The organism is Microbulbifer agarilyticus (assembly GCF_020171345.1).
Taxonomy (GTDB): domain Bacteria; phylum Pseudomonadota; class Gammaproteobacteria; order Pseudomonadales; family Cellvibrionaceae; genus Microbulbifer; species Microbulbifer agarilyticus_D.
Genome location: NZ_JAIUZM010000005.1, coordinates 75,570 through 93,781, shown reverse-complemented (window position 1 = coordinate 93,781; position 18,212 = coordinate 75,570). Strand labels below are relative to the sequence as shown.

The window sequence follows — 18,212 nt, the reverse complement described above, 5'->3', positions numbered from 1 at the left end:
AGGCCCTTCACAATAAATTTTTACGCGCCAAGCGACTAATTAACCCATTCGCATAAAAAGCGCGCAACACGCTCGTTTCAGGTGCGCTTGCAGGCAAAAAGCACAAGTATCGCGCACGCCAAAATAATGCCGAAAAATCGCACGAAATTTACGGCGATAACTCTGGTTCGAAATCAGGCTCCGGGAGTTTTTACAAAATAGTCATGTGCTGCTTTATTGACCCGACCAGACAGGCGAATAGTCGACAACATGGTGGGAATCGCCATTACCGCATACATACCGATAATCAGGCTGTTTACGATGTTCAGTGACAGCACGGCACCCAGAATAATCAGCAGCATATACAGCACTGTGTATACCACCTGGAAACGAGTGCCGAACAGAAACACGAAGCACTTCATGCCGTAGTACCAGAAAGTAACGATAGTGCTGAATGCCAGCGGCACCACCATGACCAGCAACAGTACCGGGCCCCAGCCGCCAAACACGCTGCTAAACGCATCCGCGGTCATGGAAACCCCTTCCATGCCTTCGCCTTGCTGCCAAACACCAGTCAGCAGAATCACCAGCGCCGTACAGGTACACACAATCAACGTATCCACGATCGGCCCGATCATCGCCACCACGCCTTCGCGTACTGGCTCGGTAGTTTTCGCCGCACCGTGAGCCAAAGACTCGGTACCAATACCGGCCTCGTTGGAAAAAGCTCCGCGGCTAACGCCGGTAGCAATCACTGCACCCAGTGCGCCACCGGCAACCGCTTTACCGGTAAATGCGTCGCTAATAATCAGCGCGAATGCATCGGGAATGCCCTGCCAGAAGTAGGCAATCACCCCAAGGGTCAGCAACAGATAGAAAATCACCATGGCCGGCACAATGCGCACCGCAAAACGGCCAATGCGCTGAATACGCCCAGAAATTACCACCAGTGCTGCCAGTGCCAGCACAACGCCGAGCGTTAAATCAAACAGGAAAGTGTTCTCCGGATTTACCCACCCCAGGGGTTCAGCAAAGGACACCCGCAGCAGTTGCACCGTCTGGTTGGACTGGAACGAGGGCAGCAGGCCAGCGAGGCCAGCAATGGCAAACAGATAGGCCAGCGGGCGCCAGTGCTTGCCCAACCCTTCACGAATCACATACATGGGCCCGCCCTGAATCTCACCGCTGCTATCGCGGCCGCGGTACATCACCGCCAGGGTGGCCGTATAGAATTTGGTGGCAACCCCCACCAGCGCAGTTACCCACATCCAGAAAATCGCCCCCGGACCACCGGCACTGATGGCAATGGCCACCCCGGCAATATTGCCGAGGCCGAGGGTGCCGGAAAGTGCGGTGGACAGCGCCTGACGGTGGGATACCTGGCCGGGATCGTTCGGATCATCGTACTTACCGCGCAGCAGATCGATGCTGTGGCCAAGATGGCGGTAAGGGCGTGCGCGCGAGCTGATTAGCAGAAACAGGCCGCCACCAACCAGCAGTACTAGCAGCGGTGTACCCCAAGCGTAGGCGACAAAGGTATTGAGGGCGGATTCGAGCGATTGGAGAAAGGACATAAAAATGGGCGAAGTCGTCGGTTTACAGCAAACCGACGATATTCGCCCAATCACCTTAAAATCTCAAATTAAGGCTGCAAATGCTTGTCTACAAAAGCGACGATTTTCTCGACGGTCTGCATGCGGCCTTCGGGCGTTTCCAGATTGTGGGTTTCATCTTCCAGTTCAACGAACTCCACCGGCTTTTTCTCCCGCTTCAGGCGTTTGTACATATCTCTGGACTGCTTCAACGGCACGATAACGTCATCTTCACCGTGAATCAGCAGCACCGGCGCCTGGAACTGCTCCGAGTGCCGTGAGGGGGACACTGCGCGCAGGGTGTCTTTGTCTGCATCGCCATCGGCCATCAGCTTTTCCCAGTAGGCAACCACCCAGTGATGTCGGCCATGGTCACGCTTTTCCGTGCGCAGCATCTGCTCCAGGTCGCTCACGCCGTTTACGGAAACCACGCAGCGATATTTCTCTGGCGTAAAGGCACCGCCGGCAAGCGCGGCGTAACCGCCATAACTCATACCGGCAATACACACGCGTTCCGCATCCACTATGCCTTTGCGCACCAGCATATCTACCGCATCGGAGAGGTCATCCTGCATTTTCTTCCCCCACTCGCCCTGTCCGGCCTGGTAATGTGCGTGACCAAAGCCAGTGGAACCGCGGAACTGCGGCTGAACGACCAGGTACCCACGATTGGCCAGCGCCTGCGCCAACCAATCAAACCCAACGCGATCATAGGAGGCTGGACCGCCATGGGGCATGATCACTGCAGGCAGGCTCTTCAGGTCATCCACCTTGCTCTTCGGTAGCGTTAGTAGAGTGGGTATCATGAGACCGTCGCGAGCTTTGAAGTTAATGGTCGCGATCGGGTGCACCTGCGCACTTTTAATATTGGGGCGCGCAGCGAATAGGCGCATGGGCGCGCCCTCTTTCGGGAATAAATAGTACTCGCCGGAAGAGTTCGTGCCCTCCACATACACCATGAGGTGCTCCCAGCCATCACTCCAGTCACGCAGCCACACTGAGTGGCCTTCGAAATAGGACTGAATATCCTCCATGCGCTGACTAATAGACTCATCAAAAAAGTGGTAGCTTGGTGTGAGCCCAGAGTAGCGTAGCCCCCACACTCTCCGGTCCAAAGTTTTGTATGTACGCTCGACATCTGCATCATCACGACCAAAACCAAGATCAACAACTTCGCCGGTCGCCAGTGACAGCGCATAGAAGTTTTTGCGATCACGCCCCTTTGCTGTAGCAAGGAATATTATGGCTTGCCGATCGGGGCTCAGCCCAGTAAACGAAACCACCGGAATCTCAGTTTCTTTTCGATAGACCTCTTCCCACTCATCACCCCGACGGGCCATCAGGCGATGCACATTGTTCTTGTTGTCGAACAACTCGTGGGCAATTACTTCGCCGCTTTCATCGACGAAAAAGTCTCTGGATGAAGTGCGACCTTTGAAATGCACCTTGGGACGCTTAGGCTTCTCAAAATCCACTCTTACCAATGAAAAACGTGGGTTATTGTCGTATTGATCTTTGGGAACATACGCGGGCATATAGGCGTATTTATTGTCTGGAGACAGGCCGATGACCCTGCCAAGACCGGATTGCCCAGTGTAGATAACGTCTCCCGGGGTCAACATCTGACGTATATCACCGCTACGCCAGTTAAACGCGTAGGCAGTACTCAAATCCATCTTGCCACGGTAGCCAAAGAGTTTGCGTACCGTAGAGGCCACAACAATCACTTCATTCTCGTTGGCGAAGTACATTCGCTCAGGCGTGATATTTGATAGGTCAATAGCGTTGAGCTGCTGGCCATCGACCAACGAAATCACCACCGCATAATCCTCACCCTTAGAACCGGTGGTCCGGTAGGCAAGGCGCTCACCGCTGGGAGAAACCGCCAACATGCTGTTCTGTGGCAACGCACCGTAATCTTTGGCACTCAACGCACTTTCTTTTGCCTGCACCTGAAAAGAAAGCGCCACGGCAACAACCAACCCATACCAGGCAACGGCCAACGGGGTATACAACGAGCGCAGCAACGTCATTGGGATCTTTCCTTGCTCTTATTTGGAAAAGTGAAACTTAGAGAACGGCGTTTTTTAAAACGGCTTATCAGCGCAACAATATATCGCAAATGGCGCAAAATGTGCTCTTACACGCCATTACAGCGCCAGATACGGCTCCTGCTACAAAACGAACAGGCAAAAAAAAGCCCCTTTTACAGGGGCTTAAAATCAGCAATCGATGCTTTAGCTTTACGCTGCGGCAGCCTCACCGCTATCCGTTTCCGGCTCGGCTTCAGGCTCGCGCACAAAGAACACGGAGATGGCACCACACACCATAAACACACCGGCCAGCATAATGATGTAGATGGCCTGGTTGTCGAACACGGTCGCCAGGATCGGGCCGGCTACCAGTGCAGACAGGATCTGCGGGGCGGCGATGGTGAAGTTGAAGATACCCATGTACACACCGGTCTTCGCCGCTGGCAGCGAGTCAGACAGGATCGCGTATGGCATCGCCAGGATTGCGGCCCAGGCGATACCCACACCGATCATCGGCAGCATCAGGCCAACGGCACCGCTCGGTACAGTTACTTCGGTGATCAGCAGGTTCACCTGGGTAGCATCGCCACCTTTGAACAGTACAAAGCTCATGTAACCCAGGCCACCCAGCAGCAGGGACAGCGCGTACGTCGGCTTGCGGCCGATGGTGTGCGCTACGCGCGCCAGTACGATGGAGAAGAGCGCGGCAAACAGGGAGTAAGCGGCAAAGATAATACCCACCCAGTCTCCAGCGGCGCCTTTGGCGGCGGCGATGTGCGCGGGGATTTCGCCAACGGTGGCGAGGTAATCGTGATCAAACCACTTGGCTTCCACGCCCCACACGTGCTGGGTGATCGCCGGGGTGGTGTACACCCACATAATGAACAAGGAGAACCAGGAGAAGAACTGCACTACTGCCAGCTGACGCATGGTTTTCGGCATGCTCACCAGCAGGGCGAAGAAACCGGCCAGGCGCTGGGGCAGGGATTTGCGTTCGGCGCGCTCGCGGGCCACTTCTTCCGCGTCGATACCTTTGTACGCGTTGTACTCTTCGGGCGGATATTCCTTGGTGCGGAACACAGTCCACAGCACCGAGCCCAGCAGTACAGAAGCACCAATATAGAAGGCCCAGATAACAGAAGGCGCAACTTCACCGGCCTGCGCAGTGTTTTCCAGCCCAATCACGTTGGTGAGGATAAACGGCAGCATGGAACCCATGACCGCGCCGATGTTGATCAGCAGGGACTGTACCGAGTAACCCACGGTGCGCTGCTCGGAAGGCACCATGTCGGAAACCAGCGCGCGGAACGGCTGCATGGTGACGTTGAAGGCGGCATCCATCAGCGCCAGCATCACCCCACCAAACAGGATGGGTGCAATAAAGGCCACCACAATGCTGGCATTCGGCATAAACGCCATCCCCAGCGCCGCAGCAATGGCACCAAACAAAATGTAAGGGTTGCGACGGCCGAAGCGGCTCCAGGTGCGGTCAGACGCAGAGCCAACAATTGGCTGTACGATCAGGCCCATCAACGGCGCGACGATCCAGAACAGGGACAGGGAGTGCAGGTCGGCACCCAGGTCCGACAGGATTCGGCTGGCGTTGGCGTTTTGCAGAGCAAAACCAAATTGCACCCCGAGGAAACCGAGGCTGACATTCCACACCTGCCAAAAGGGAAGCTTGGGCTGTTTCTTCATCGCTGTATTCGCCTGTTTATTGTGGGCTAGCGCACGCGCTGGCCGGCCAATTGCCGCCTGCGCACTGTGCGCTGATTACCGTATTTCTGGTTGTGGATGAATTCTGTCAGCCATCACAAGCCCAGCCATCCTCCCTAGAGGGGGCGGAGTTGGGGGTACACCCGCCGGAAAAGTGTACAAAATGCCAGCAACACGCAAAATGCACAAGAATCCATAAAGTCCCCATATAGATACCTTAATCGAATAAAAATTAATAAAGTCCTTATTTAGGGACTAAAAATAAAGTGTTAACAAAGTCCTAAAATTGGGACATAATCGAACAAAAGCGGCTTAAAATCCCATAGAAAGGACATTATGGACTACACCGCGAAATCCCCTGCCGCCGTTGCCGAGCTCCTCGGCCAGCGCCTGAAGCAGGCCCGCCTCAACCTCGACCTCACCCAACTGGAGGTGGCCGAGCGTGCCGGCGTGGGCCGCAAAGCGGTAATGAATGCGGAGAAAGGCAAGGTCCAGCTGGAAGCGCTGGTCGCCATACTCCAGGCCCTCGACCTCACCACCCAGCTGGATAACTTCCTGCCACCCCAGCCCCCCTCGCCGGTACAACTGGCCAAGCTCCAGGGCAAACAGCGGCAACGGGCCTCCGGCCAGCACAAGCAAGAAGGCGATCAAGACACGGATGAGGACACAACCGCATGGTAATGGAAGTCATCAGCGTGCACCTGCCGGACGGCCACGGCCCCGATGGCGAGGCCAAGAGCCACAACGTCGGCGCCGTCAGCTTTGATACCGACACCGGCCTCGGCGCCTTTGAATACACCCCCGAATTCATCGACACCGGCATCGAACTGTCGCCGATCAAGATGCCGCTGGCCAAGCGCATCTATTCTTTCCCACAGCTCAGCTTCGACACCTACCGCGGCCTGAACGGCATGATTGCCGACTCCCTGCCGGACGACTTCGGCAACGCGGTACTGAACGCGTGGATGGCCGCCCAGGGCAAACAGCCCGCAGACATCACCCCGCTGCAACGGCTGCAATACACCGGCAAGCGCGGCATGGGCGCACTGGAATACGCCCCCGCCACCCGCCTCAAACACCTGAACGCCTCCCAACACATCGCCATCGACGAACTGGTGGGTATTGCCCAGGAAGTGCTCGACAGCCGTGCAGGCTTTCAGGTGAATTTAGGCCCGAACGGCAACGACGAGCGCGCCGCCCACCCGGAAGAAATGCTCGCCCTGCTCTCTGTCGGCATGAGTGCCGGCGGCGCCCGCCCCAAGGCGGTACTCGCGTTTAACCAGGACTTCACCGAAGTGCGCTCCGGGCAGACCGACGTGCCGGAAGGCTTCACCCACTACCTGATGAAGTTCGACGGCGTAAGCGAACACAACAAAAACAGACAAACCTTCGGCGACCCCATGGGCTTCGGCGCCATGGAATACGTCTACTACAAAATGGCCACCGCCTGCGGCATCCACATGATGCCCAGCCACCTGCTCACCGAAGGCGACCGCCGGCACTTTATTACCGAACGCTTCGACCGCCGCGGCAACCACAAGACCCATATCCAGACCTTAAACGGCATTGCCCACGTGGATTACAAGGTGCCCGGCTCTTACTCCTACGGCGAACTGTTCGCCGTGGCGCGGCAACTGAAACTCCCCGCCACCGATGCGGAACAACTGCTGCGGCGCATGGTGTTCAACATCGTCGCCCGCAACCACGACGACCACGCCAAGAACTTCGCCTTCCAACTCAACGGCAAAACTTGGCAACTGGCCCCCGCCTACGACCTCGCCTACAGCTACAAACCCGGCAGCCGCTGGGTGAACACTCACTGGATGAGTTTGAACGGCAAGCGAGATGATTTTACTCGCGGGGATTTATACAGCCTGGAAGCGGTGAGTCCGCTGTTTAGCAAGCGGAAGATTGATGGGGTTGTTGAGGAGATTGTGGAGCAAGTTGCGAATTGGCGGCAGCTGGCAATGGAGCACAATGTGCCGGAGTCGCTAATTGATGAAGTAGAGGGGAACCTCAGGCTAGCGCTGTAAGTGCAAAATTCACCACGGCGCCATATCCAGATTTAGACATCCATATTTAGATAGCATGTCTATATATGAGGATTATGAACAAAACTATTAGCTGCAAGAGAGAAACTCATGGAATTATCAACCTTATTAATACTTATATTTCTATTTTTTTTACTCTTTAAACCAGGCTCAAAGTCAAATAAAAATAATTCAAAAGTGAAAAACTCCGGGAATGCAAGGAAAAACAACACAGCAGTTGATTCTGACTGGTTGCAGTCACGATGGAGGCTTGCACAAGAACATTACAAAACAGGCAATAGAGAAATTTTCCAAGATTGGTACTTTGAACGCGCAACTGAAAGGCAGATAGAAAGGCTAAAAGAAGATGGAGTCTCTTTCTCAAAGCAAAAACTTTCAAAGGGCCAAGCATCGGATTTGATTGGGCTAAAGGAACCAGCGGAGGAAGATAATATTGAAGTGCTTAAGTTTTTTAAAGTTCCCACTCGGGGCATAAAACAAACTCAAGCGAGACATGAAGTCAGCATGATATTTTCAAAGGAAGAAAATATTTCCGCCTGGGCGACTAGGCCAGCGACTTCTATTCAAAAGGAATTCTTCAAGTTTTTTGGCCTGAAACTCCCTAAAAACCTAACACACGAGCAAGCGATTAAGATTATTCGAACCGAATCAGAGAAGATAATTGAAATAGACGAGCCTAAATTTGAATCATGGGATGCGTACGAAAGCGTTCTTTATGAATTGTTCGATCGAGAATTTAGAGAAGATTACGGGCTTAAAAAGCCAAGCCTTTCTTTGATTAGGCAGGCAACTGCATCACTCATGGAGTCTGGAATTACCTTCCAAGAAATGGAAGATGATATAGATATTGTTGTTCAGAAACTTCTAGCGATAAAACCGGAACTTGAAACCGCGTAAATACAGCAAATAAGGTAATGAAGCGCGATATTTAAATCTATGCACCTTTTGTACATGCCCGCTGCACTAGAATTTTACACACAAAAGTCGCTCCGCTTTAAACGCAGCCACTTGCGGCGCCATCTTCGAGAAGGCAATGAAAATCGAGAATGATACAAGTAGGTTTACTTCACTCACAGAAAATGGGCCTCTATGGAATGAGGTACTTAATACATCTGACAGGAATGCGGCTCTTGTTGCGAGCGCTGCTTTTGATGTGCTTCTTGAACGGCTTCTTTTAGCATTCCTTGTTCAAGATTCAGCTATTTCAAAAGGAATTGCTAAAAAAAGTAGTTTTGCCAATAAAATTAACCTTTGCTTTAGCTTGGGGCTGATTAGTGAAGAGGAGATGCATGACCTTAATCTGTTGAGGGATATAAGAAATGCATTTGCACATAATTTGTTTGATTGTGATTTTGAAAATCCAAAAGTAAAAATAGCAATTTCTAATCTACAACTTCCTAAAAAGGCTAATGCAGATCATAAAAGCATCGACCTTAGAGCTTGCTTTAATATTGGAATGGTTGTGCTTGACGCTTCTATTAAGAATAGAGCCCAAACCGTCGCTCCAGTTAATCGCCATCTGGACATTGCAGTGGTGACCCAAAAAGCATAACAATACAAGGCAGTAAAGCTACGGGCCTGTGACCCTCCGAAGGACAGCTCACAACTAATAACTATTTATTAAGGAGATAAGATTGGAGTTCCTACAAGTCGACAACATGTCAACTTGGCTACAAGGAATAACCTTGTGGTTGATTGATAATGGTGGATGGCTATTTCCATTGATACTTTTGGTTTCTCACTTTTCATTAAGAAACTACGTATTGAATAAGCCTGATGGCATGGATGTGTATAAATCTCTAGTTTCGATACCAATTGAAATAAAAATGATGTCATGTTCATTCGTGTTTGCAGCCGCAATTACAAATCACACTTATGCGCTTGCCATATTCGTGATTTCCTTTGCATATTTATTTTTGCTGGCCATTTCAATTGGAGTTTACAACTACATCGATGCTGAAAATATTGCGGTGATCGATCGTAAAAATGGAACATATCTCTTTTTGTCTTTTGGTATTGCTATTTTGATGCTTAATTTCTCGATACAGCTAATGAAATTTGGAGGCGTGCAATGATTGACCAAATTTCATATATGCTCACTGAATCATTCATAAAGACTATCCCAACGCTTTTAGTCGTTACTTTTGGCGTTTTAATATTACGCAACGTATTAGATAAATACTTACGCCAAGATAGAAATTACAAGGAAGATAAATTCAGACTAGAAATGGAGCGCAAACTTTTCGAATTAAACGAATCGATGCTGAGAAGTCAAGAGAGGTTCAGTACTGTTAATCACCTTGTATTGGAAGGAAATGCCACACACTCATCTAGCTTTCTCGAGTCAATGGGAGTAAGCAAGGATATCCAAGTCAAAGATAAGTCTGCTTTTGTGTTGACGCCATTTCACCCTGAGTTTGATGAAAGCTATGAATGGATAAAGTCTTTCTTTATTGATCACGATTATACCTGCACTCGCGGAGACGCCGTGCTGGCAGAGTCAAATGTGCTATCACATATTATTTCAGCAATGCTTGAATCCGAAATAGTAGTTGCAAATATATCCGGAAGGAATCCCAATGTATTTTACGAGCTAGGTATAGCACATGCTCTAGGAAAAAAGGTGGTGCTAGTAGCTCGCAGTAAGGAAGATATCACTTTTGACGTATCAAACTCTCAAATTGCTATATATAAAGATAGAGATTCACTCAATTCGTCTTTGAGTCGGTGGTTAGTATCTATATTGCGCAACTAGCAAGAAAACGCTACCAGACAAACAAAGGCAGCGGACGTATAATCGCGCCGCTGCTTTGGGCCTAAGCACCACATGAACATAAAATACCTTCTTACAACTACACTCTTGTTTCCGCTGATAGCATGGGCCGAGACGAGCACATGTTTTGGCACGACGTCCAATGGCAGCCTTTCTAATGGCGTAAAGCTGCCATCTGAAGGAAAGAACTTCGTAAGCTACAGTGCAATGGCGGGACTAGCTGGCCGCACTTACGTTCATTCAGAAGTAAGGGATATCGTAGTTTCAGCATATAAGGACTTAGAAACAGATCAGCCAACGAAAGTCTACAAATATGCAGAGACGGGGTTTAAAGAAGGAGGTCAATTCAAGCCTCACAAAACTCATCGAAACGGTCTTTCAGTTGACTTCATGACGCCAGTAAAGGACAAGAATGGAAAATCTGTTCACTTACCAACAAACCCATTAAACAAGTTAGGCTACAGCATCGAATTTGATGCAAATGACCACTACGATGGAATGTATATAGATTACGAGGCAATTGCCGCCCACGTTGTGGCTTTGCACAAACAAGCCAAAGAACACGGCCACGATTTATGGCGAGTAATTTTCGATCCAAAATTGCAACCAAATTTGTATAAAACCAAGTATGCGCGGCATTTGAAGGAAAACATCCAATTTTCCAAGAAACGTTCATGGGTCAGGCATGATGAGCATTACCATGTTGATTTCGCCATACCCTGTAAATAGCAATACCAACAAGGTGCTGAAATCGGCCACCAAAACAACTGCCATGTCCTTCGGCGGAACTGCCGGACGTTGACCAAACCCAGTAATTCGATACAACAATGTCCAAAGAAAAAGCAAATTCGGTCAGAAAACACTGGGAGCAGCACGGCACCAAACAGCTGAAAATGAGCAGGCGCCCAGCTGTAGATTCGTCCAACTCTAACCTCGTAGCAGATGCTGAAATTGCACAAAACATTCGCAAGCGGATGTCACATCTGGCAGAAGTCCTAGAGCTACTGCACAAGATATACTTCGAAAACACCGATCTCTACGGCGACCGCTTTCTGGCATTTGTAGGCAACGAGGTCGTACGCGAGTGGCCCTGGAAGGACTTCCCATTTATTTCGGAGGCCGCGCTCGAGTTACTCAAAGAATGTGATTCCTACTCGGACATCACTGGCAAGTTACCTTTCGAGGTAAAAGACAAGGCAACCAGAGAAGTATTTAAAAAGCTTCGCTACGAGCACTGGACTCCAATCTCTTTCTTCAGGGATGTATTCCACTCACACGAGCCTCTGGACAAGTCGACCTATTATCACCTGCTGGTAAATTTCTACCGAGTAGTGTGGATAACTCGTGGGGAGGATGATCTGCTCAATAAGAAGCATCGAAGCTGGCGCCCCAGCGACACTTACGCTGAACTCGGCATTGACATAGTGCCCCACGAAGCTTGGTCCGCTATAGCGGAAGACACTCCCGAGTGATACACGTTTAATTTGGTGAATAAGCAGTACTAAACGATGATTTCTACTGAAAACGCAGAACACTATCAATGGGGTAATGCCTGCGATGGCTGGCACCTGGTGAGATCGCCTAACCTAAGTGTGATTCAGGAGCGTGTGCCTCCCGGCTGTGGCGAGGTACGCCACTTCCATAACCACGCAGAGCAGTTCTTTTTTGTACTATCCGGCATTGCCACAATTGAAGTAGACGGTACGACACACTCATTGCATCCCCAGCAGGGAGTCCATGTACCCGCGGGCACACCGCATCAACTTCGCAATACTCACGGCGAAGATCTAATATTTACCGCTACCTCTACCGCTCCGAGCCATGGGGATCGCGTGATAGTTGATTAACGGTAAACTGTAGCAATGCCTATGTATTTCCTCTCCTCTACAAGACTCGTGTATTTAGTGCTGCTGATGTTAGCCAGCACTCAGTCACTTGCTGTGGAAATCAAGCCCTTCACATCCGACGGCTGCAGTGCCTTCCCTGACGGAACCATCGAGCAGGAAGAACTGTGGCTGGAGTGCTGTACCGCGCACGACTATGCCTACTGGAAGGGCGGCACTTTTGAGGAGCGCGAGGCGGCGGACGAGGCGCTGAAGGCCTGTGTGGAGAAAACCGGTGAGGAAGAGATTGCCCTGCTGATGCTCGGCGGTGTGCGCATTGGCGGCACCCCCTACCTGCCCACAGACTTCCGCTGGGGTTATGGCTGGCCCATGTGGCGCGGGTACAAGGCACTCACTGCAGAGGAGCTGGCGGCAATTGAACGCAGTGAGGCGGCCGGAAAAACGGATAGCGATAAAACAGCTAACGACAATACCGATAGCGGCAATACCAATAACAAGACCGACGACCAATGAAACGAAAACCAATAACAAATAACAATCTCACAGGGACACTTACCACAATGACCGAAGCAGTAGGGTTGGGGAAACACACGGGTACCAAGCTGGACGATGACCTCTGGCTGGATGACCATCTTTTTGAAATCCGCGAGAAGATCGTGGTGCGCGCCAAGGAGTTGCTGGCGGATGCCAATAATCAGCTGACCAAGGCGGCCGCGTTGTCAGAGGCGGCCAAGGAGTATGCGCCGGGTATGCGCTTCCCCGATGCCCAGCAGTCTTCCTGGCGTGAGAACATTTTGAACCAGCTCTCTGCGGTGACACTGATCTCTGCCCTGCTGGCGATCGTGTTTGGCGGTATTGCCTTTGGTATCTCGCTGGCGGCGGAGGAAGGTGAGCCCGTGCCAGATGTTGCCGGTTATATCGACCTGGTGAAGATCTTTGCCGGTGCGGTGGTGGGCTCCACTGGTGCAGCAGTGGTGGCCAACAACAGCAAGCACCGCGGCCATCGCTGATGAATTACTCATATATTGTTAATCGTTTAAAGGGAAGTACGATGAAGAAATTCGCTATCGCAATTGCGCTGTCACTGGTGAGTTCACTGTCTGTGGCGAAAGAGCTGGTGGGCGTTTGGAAACTGGTTTCCGGTAACTATGTGGACGGCAGTGGTACGCTGGTGGAGTACAAGGATCTGGATATGCAAGCACTGAAGGTGATCTCCGAATCTCACTTCAGCTTTACTTCTATGAAGGGCGCTGACTTCTGGGCGTCCGGAACGGGCACTTACGAACTTGTAGACGGAAAGTACACCGAGACCTTGCACTACAATTCCTTCGGTCAGGCGGCCGGAGCGAAGTTTGCGTTTACCACTCGGATCGAAGATACGCACTGGTACAACGAGCGCTGGGAAGACGGCAAGCGTGTCGAATACGAGGTCTGGCAGCGGGTTGAATAACGTTCTCTTATTGGGAGGGATCCGACATGAACATAGGTATCTTTATTTATGACAATGCCGAGGTGCTGGATTTTTCGGGGCCATTCGAGGTGTTTTCTACCGCCAGCCGCTTATCCAACCCACAAAATGCTTTTAACGTATTTTTGGTGGCGCAGCACAAACGGCCGGTGATGGCCCGCGGCGGCTATGGCATTAACCCGCACTTCACCTTCGACAACCACCCTCCGATGGACCTGCTGATCGTGGTGGGCGGAGTGCATACGGAGGCGGTGAAAAACCCGAAAGTGATTGAGTGGGTGGCTGAGATTGCTCCTAAGACACCCCATGTAGCTTCGGTGTGCACCGGCGCGTTCATTCTTGCCGAGGCCGGGCAGGTCAGTGGCCTGCGCGTGACCACCCATTGGCAAGATCTGGCGGACCTGCAGGAAAGCTATCCCGATCTCACGGTGTTGGCGGAGCAGCGCTGGGTTGAGGACGGGAAATTTGTAACGTCTGCCGGCATTTCTGCTGGCATCGATATGAGCCTGTATCTGGTTGCCAAACTCGTCGACTTAGCGCTGGCGGAAGCAACCGCCAAGCAGATGGAGTACGACTGGCAGAAACGCGCGCTGTAATCAGATTTAGCGCGCACTCCCGTGTCGGTTAGCGACGCTTGCGCCCGCCTTGCCCAACTGGCTTCTTGGCCAGAAAGATCGCGTGGCGGGCGCCCTTGCCCGGGCGTTCGCGTACGGTTTTAACCTCGACCTGATAACCCGCTTTTTTCAGCCGGTTGGCGTACACCGCATCCGGTGAGGCCGACCACACCGCCAGCACACCGCCCGGCACCAGGCTTTTGTAGATACTGCTGGTGCCCTCGATGGAGTACAGCCAGTTGTTGTCGGAATGGGTCAGCCCCTCGGGGCCGTTGTCTACATCCAGCAGCACAGCGTCGTATTCACCACTGCGGTTCACCAGCAACTCGCCGACATCGCCGATATGCTCGACGACGCGACTGTCATCCAGCGGGCGCCCGGCACATTCCCCCAGTGGCCCGCGGTTCCATTCCACCACTTCCGGGATCAGGTCGGCGACGATCACCTCCGAGGAACCGGTCACCGCGTCCAGCGCTGCCGCCAGGGTGTAACCCATACCCATGCCGCCCACCAGCACCCGGGCATTCTTTTTGTTGTTGAGATGTGCACAACCCAGTACCGACAGCTGCTGCTCGCTGTTGAACCGGCGGCTGTTCATCAGCTCACCACGGGGGCCAGACAGGGAGATGGAGAACTCCTGGTCCCGCTGGCGCAGGGTAAGCACACCGCCGTTATTGGGGATCTGGGCGGTGCCGAGTTCAATCCAGGGTTTCATACTGCGTGCTCGCTAAAAGGGGTTGTGCCGTTGGACGGGGCGCGCACTGTAGCATACGTTGGTTCGCTGGGCTGGTGACGTTATGATGACCCATTGCGCCTTCTGTCCTGAGTGACGGGGCCACCCCCAGTCTAGCCCCGCTTAGCAGTACGAGCACCAGCGAACCATGAACCGAAGAAAGAAGGTCAACCAGATCCTGAAGAAGAAGGCCAAGAAGGCCAACGACAAGCTGAACCCGAAAAAGAAGCCGCGTTATATCTCCAAGGCGGAGCGGGCCAAGATTGAGCAAGAACAGGAACAGGAAGGCGGGACATATATCGACACGGAGAGTTAAACGCGTTTTCCGTAAAGATTTACTTTGGATTAGATACGTCGATCTTTTGCTAAATAAAAAAGCCCCGGGTTTTACCCCGGGGCTTTTTGTCTTTGTGATGTCTGCAGAAACTTAGTGCAGGACGATCACTTCGTTTGCGTCGAGGTTCAGTACTGCGGAACCGCCGCTCACGTTGACCACATCACTACTGGTGAGGCTGCTGTACTGGCCGTCGGCCAGGCTCAGGCTGCTCACGTTGATGGAGGTGCTGCCACCGCGATTTACCGCAACCATCACGCTGTCGGAGCCGGAAACACGCTCGAATACGAGAATGTCGCCGTTCACCCAGCGCTGGTTGTAGCTACCGGAGGCCAGCGCCGGGCTCTGTGCACGCAGTTCTGCCAGTGCCTTGATCATCAGGAACGCATCGCTGGTTTCGCTGAAGGACGGCATGGCTTCACGGTTGTACGGGTCGTGACCGATCTGGCCGTCGCCATTGGCGTCGAACCAGGTGGAGTTCTGCTCACTTCCGTAGTAGATGGTGGGGATTCCCGGCAGGGTCATCACCAGCGCCATACCCAGGTTCTGACGGGCATCTGCCAGAGCCTTGCCGAAGCCTTTACCAGTACGACCGTTATCCACAGGACCAGAGGTCTGCAGGAATACGCTGGTGCGGGTCGCGTCGTGGTTGTCGAGGAAGATCGGCTGCCAGGTTTCACGGCCGTTGCCACCCATCGCGCCAGGACGGGACTCAATGTGGGCATTGAGTTCGGTCATGGTGGTGTCACCGGCGATCGCCGCTTCGATTTCGTTGCGCAGCTTGAAGTCCAACAACTCAGATTTGCCGTTCGCAGAAGTCAGAAAATCCATTGAGACCGGGTCGCCAGCGCCTGCACCGTACCATTCACCGAAGATGTACACATCCGGATCAACCGCACGCACAGCATCGTTGAAGCGTTTGATAAAGCTCGGCTCGATGTGCTTGATGGCGTCGATACGGAAGGCATCTACACCGTGCTGCATCCACTTGATTGCGGCATCGATCAGGTACTGGTCGGCAACGCTGTTGCTGCTTACACCGTGGTTAAAGTCGGTGAGGTTGAACAGGGTCTTGTTAGTGTAGGCCCAGGGGTCGTCCCACTCACCGAAGCACTGGGTGCTCGGGTCGCTGTCGCCACAGTCGGCGATGGCGCCATTGCGGTGGTACCAGGTACCGTCATCCTGCAGGAAGTCGGTGATGAAGGTGCCTTCTTTGTAGAGGGAACCGAACTCGTACTGGTCGTCCTGGTTGGAGTGGTTCAGGGCGATGTCCAGAACCAGCTTCATGCCGCGGGCTTCCATCTCGGCGTCCAGCTGATCAACCAGCGCCCAGTCACCCATGTGCTCGTCCACTTCGTAGAAGTCGCGGCCCCAGTAACCGTGGTAAGCGCCATCGCTGCCAGTGTTGTCGATGTTGTCATTCAGCGGAGTTACCCAGATGGCGGTAATGCCGAGGTTCTGCAGGTAATCCAGCTTGTCGATCAGACCCTGGATGTCACCACCCCAGTATTTCTTCCACTCGGACAGACCACCGGCCTGCTTGCTGGCGGAAGTACCGGCGGGGTTGTTACCACCGTCATTGCTGGTGTCGCCATTGTGGAAGCGGTCCACAAATACGAAGTACATGCTGCGGTTACGGAAATCGCTCAGCGGGGTTACCGTCACTTCACAACCGGTGGCATCTACGTTGGTGCCGGCAGGAGTGTTCGGGCACTGGTCGGTGCCGTCGGGTACGCCGTCGCCATCAGTGTCGTCCGGGGCTGCGCCACAGTTTTCGCCGAGACTGGTGTTCACGTTAATCAGGGTGTTGCTGTCCCCATCGACGAGAATGTAAGTCCAACCACTTGCCGCTTCGTCCTGCGCCGGGAAGGCATCACTTCCCCAACCGCCATCCGGGTCAATCTTGAAGCGCGGACCACCGTTTGCATCGCCGGCAGTAAAGTTACGGCAGGCTTCGTAGTTGTCGGTACCGGCAACGCGGGTCAGCAGGTCGCCCGCTACCCAGCCGTTGTGGGTGCCGCGCAGGTGCAGGGCCAGGTCCGGCACAATCTCACAGCCGTTGGTGTCGACATTGGCACCGGCGGGAGTATTGGGGCACTGGTCCGCGGAATCGGGTACGCCGTCGTTATCGGTGTCAGGAATAATTTCACAGCCGTTGGCATCCACTTGGGCACCAGCCGGGGTGTTGGGGCACTGGTCAGCGCCATCGGCCACACCGTCGCCATCGGTGTCAGTAACACCGGTGCCACAGTTAGCAGCCATGTCGGTGGTAACGCTGCTAATGCTCAGGCTATTGCCGTTAACCACAACTTCGGTCCAACCGCTGGCGGATACGTCCGCTGCGGGGAATTCATCGCCGCCCCAGCCGCCGTTCGGGTCAATCTTGAAACGTGGGCCGCCACCACCGTCGCCGGCGGTGAAGTTGCGGCAGGCACTGTACAGACCACCGCCGATATCGCTCAGCAGGTCACCGGGCACCCAGCCGTTGTGTGTGCCGCGAATATGCAGCTGCAGGGTTACTACAACTTCACAACCATTGGCGTCCACCTGAACGCCGGCTGGGGTATTTGCGCACTGGTCCTGGCTGTCGGGTACGCCGTCGTTATCGGCATCGGGGGCACCGGCAGGCTGAATGCTGTAATCCTTGGTATCGGTGTAGAACTCGATATCCCAGGTGCCGGCGGCAATAGTGATGTCGGGACCGTTTTGCTGCTGGTTGGCACCGTAGTTTTCACTCCAGTCGCCCCAGCGGTCGAATTTGAATTGACCGGCAGAGGTAAATACGACGTCTTCTGCCAGCATGGTGTTACTGCCGACATCGGTCATCTGGTCTGCTTGCCAGTTGTTATGGGTACCACGCAAGAACCACTCGGCGTGGGCGGCGCTGCTGGCAAATAGCAGCAACCCGGCCACCGCCAGGGTTTTTCTATTCATTTTCATCATCTCACCTGAGTTATTTTTATGCGGTATTTCGAGCCATAAACGGACCCTGTTTGCATGGTGCGAATTCATGGCGGGGCTGACCTCCCCCCTGTTCGGGGCGTGGATGAAATGCGCGCCAGGCCATCAGGCACA

Annotated in this window: 19 protein-coding genes; 14 read left to right on the top strand and 5 right to left on the bottom strand. The window is 53.1% G+C overall.

The window, feature by feature from the left end:
* Nucleotides 1-173: 173 nt before the first annotated feature.
* The 3 genes from LCM31_RS15220 to LCM31_RS15210 all read right to left on the bottom strand — a co-directional run bounded on the left by LCM31_RS15220 (nucleotide 174) and on the right by LCM31_RS15210 (nucleotide 5,302).
* Complete coding sequence (locus LCM31_RS15220) at nucleotides 174-1,553, bottom strand: alanine/glycine:cation symporter family protein (RefSeq protein ID WP_224871498.1); 1,380 nt, start codon at nucleotides 1,551-1,553, stop codon at nucleotides 174-176.
* Nucleotides 1,554-1,621: 68 nt separating this feature from the next.
* Nucleotides 1,622-3,604, bottom strand: a complete 1,983-nt coding sequence (locus LCM31_RS15215; protein ID WP_224871496.1) for an alpha/beta hydrolase family protein — start codon at nucleotides 3,602-3,604, stop codon at nucleotides 1,622-1,624.
* Between the two features lie 210 nt (nucleotides 3,605-3,814).
* The gene (locus tag LCM31_RS15210; protein WP_222250756.1) at nucleotides 3,815-5,302 is read right to left on the bottom strand and encodes an MFS transporter; all 1,488 of its coding nucleotides are present in this window, start codon (nucleotides 5,300-5,302) and stop codon (nucleotides 3,815-3,817) included.
* A 354-nt stretch (nucleotides 5,303-5,656) separates the two neighbouring features.
* Between LCM31_RS15210 and LCM31_RS15205 the strand changes: the two genes are divergently transcribed.
* The 13 genes from LCM31_RS15205 (at nucleotide 5,657) to LCM31_RS15145 (ending at nucleotide 14,052) form a co-directional block, all read left to right on the top strand.
* Nucleotides 5,657-6,001 carry a helix-turn-helix transcriptional regulator gene (locus LCM31_RS15205; RefSeq protein ID WP_010130193.1) on the top strand — a complete coding sequence of 115 codons (345 nt, stop codon included), beginning with the start codon at nucleotides 5,657-5,659 and terminating at the stop codon, nucleotides 5,999-6,001.
* Nucleotides 5,995-7,353 (top strand): type II toxin-antitoxin system HipA family toxin, encoded by a 1,359-nt coding sequence (locus LCM31_RS15200; protein WP_224871494.1) that lies wholly within the window; start codon nucleotides 5,995-5,997, stop codon nucleotides 7,351-7,353. Before LCM31_RS15205 ends, LCM31_RS15200 begins: the two co-directional genes overlap by 7 nt.
* A 108-nt stretch (nucleotides 7,354-7,461) precedes the next feature.
* Nucleotides 7,462-8,268, top strand: coding sequence for a hypothetical protein (locus tag LCM31_RS15195; protein WP_224871493.1), 807 nt, complete (start codon nucleotides 7,462-7,464; stop codon nucleotides 8,266-8,268).
* A gap of 136 nt (nucleotides 8,269-8,404) precedes the next feature.
* On the top strand, nucleotides 8,405-8,923 hold the full coding sequence (locus LCM31_RS15190; RefSeq protein WP_224871492.1) for a DUF4145 domain-containing protein: 519 nt from the start codon (nucleotides 8,405-8,407) through the stop codon (nucleotides 8,921-8,923).
* Nucleotides 8,924-9,005: 82 nt separating this feature from the next.
* Nucleotides 9,006-9,446: a hypothetical protein gene (locus tag LCM31_RS15185; protein WP_224871491.1), complete on the top strand. Its 441-nt coding sequence runs from the start codon at nucleotides 9,006-9,008 to the stop codon at nucleotides 9,444-9,446.
* Complete coding sequence (locus LCM31_RS15180) at nucleotides 9,443-10,126, top strand: nucleoside 2-deoxyribosyltransferase (protein WP_224871490.1); 684 nt, start codon at nucleotides 9,443-9,445, stop codon at nucleotides 10,124-10,126. Before LCM31_RS15185 ends, LCM31_RS15180 begins: the two co-directional genes overlap by 4 nt.
* Before the next feature lie 72 nt (nucleotides 10,127-10,198).
* Nucleotides 10,199-10,873: a penicillin-insensitive murein endopeptidase gene (locus LCM31_RS15175; RefSeq protein ID WP_224871489.1), complete on the top strand. Its 675-nt coding sequence runs from the start codon at nucleotides 10,199-10,201 to the stop codon at nucleotides 10,871-10,873.
* A gap of 98 nt (nucleotides 10,874-10,971) precedes the next feature.
* Nucleotides 10,972-11,616, top strand: coding sequence for a hypothetical protein (locus tag LCM31_RS15170; RefSeq protein ID WP_224871487.1), 645 nt, complete (start codon nucleotides 10,972-10,974; stop codon nucleotides 11,614-11,616).
* A 36-nt stretch (nucleotides 11,617-11,652) separates the two neighbouring features.
* Nucleotides 11,653-11,991: a cupin domain-containing protein gene (locus LCM31_RS15165; RefSeq protein ID WP_224871486.1), complete on the top strand. Its 339-nt coding sequence runs from the start codon at nucleotides 11,653-11,655 to the stop codon at nucleotides 11,989-11,991.
* Between the two features lie 66 nt (nucleotides 11,992-12,057).
* Nucleotides 12,058-12,501 carry an FAD-binding oxidoreductase gene (locus tag LCM31_RS15160; protein ID WP_224871484.1) on the top strand — a complete coding sequence of 148 codons (444 nt, stop codon included), beginning with the start codon at nucleotides 12,058-12,060 and terminating at the stop codon, nucleotides 12,499-12,501.
* 47 nt (nucleotides 12,502-12,548) lie between these two features.
* Nucleotides 12,549-12,998, top strand: a complete 450-nt coding sequence (locus tag LCM31_RS15155) for a hypothetical protein (RefSeq protein WP_224871482.1) — start codon at nucleotides 12,549-12,551, stop codon at nucleotides 12,996-12,998.
* A 41-nt stretch (nucleotides 12,999-13,039) separates the two neighbouring features.
* Complete coding sequence (locus LCM31_RS15150) at nucleotides 13,040-13,438, top strand: hypothetical protein (RefSeq protein ID WP_224871479.1); 399 nt, start codon at nucleotides 13,040-13,042, stop codon at nucleotides 13,436-13,438.
* Nucleotides 13,439-13,464: 26 nt separating this feature from the next.
* Nucleotides 13,465-14,052 (top strand): DJ-1/PfpI family protein, encoded by a 588-nt coding sequence (locus tag LCM31_RS15145; RefSeq protein WP_224871477.1) that lies wholly within the window; start codon nucleotides 13,465-13,467, stop codon nucleotides 14,050-14,052.
* Nucleotides 14,053-14,080: 28 nt separating this feature from the next.
* Here the strand turns inward: LCM31_RS15145 and LCM31_RS15140 are convergent, their stop codons facing one another.
* A complete protein-coding gene (locus LCM31_RS15140) occupies nucleotides 14,081-14,785 on the bottom strand; it encodes a spermine/spermidine synthase domain-containing protein (protein WP_224871475.1) in 705 nt (234 codons plus the stop codon).
* 166 nt (nucleotides 14,786-14,951) lie between these two features.
* Between LCM31_RS15140 and LCM31_RS15135 the strand changes: the two genes are divergently transcribed.
* Nucleotides 14,952-15,119 carry a DUF2986 domain-containing protein gene (locus LCM31_RS15135; protein ID WP_224871473.1) on the top strand — a complete coding sequence of 56 codons (168 nt, stop codon included), beginning with the start codon at nucleotides 14,952-14,954 and terminating at the stop codon, nucleotides 15,117-15,119.
* 111 nt (nucleotides 15,120-15,230) lie between these two features.
* On the opposite strand, the gene LCM31_RS15130 is transcribed toward LCM31_RS15135, so the two are convergent.
* Entirely contained in the window at nucleotides 15,231-18,077 is a 2,847-nt protein-coding gene (locus LCM31_RS15130; RefSeq protein ID WP_404804562.1) for an alpha-amylase family glycosyl hydrolase, read from the bottom strand.
* Nucleotides 18,078-18,212 lie beyond the last annotated feature (135 nt).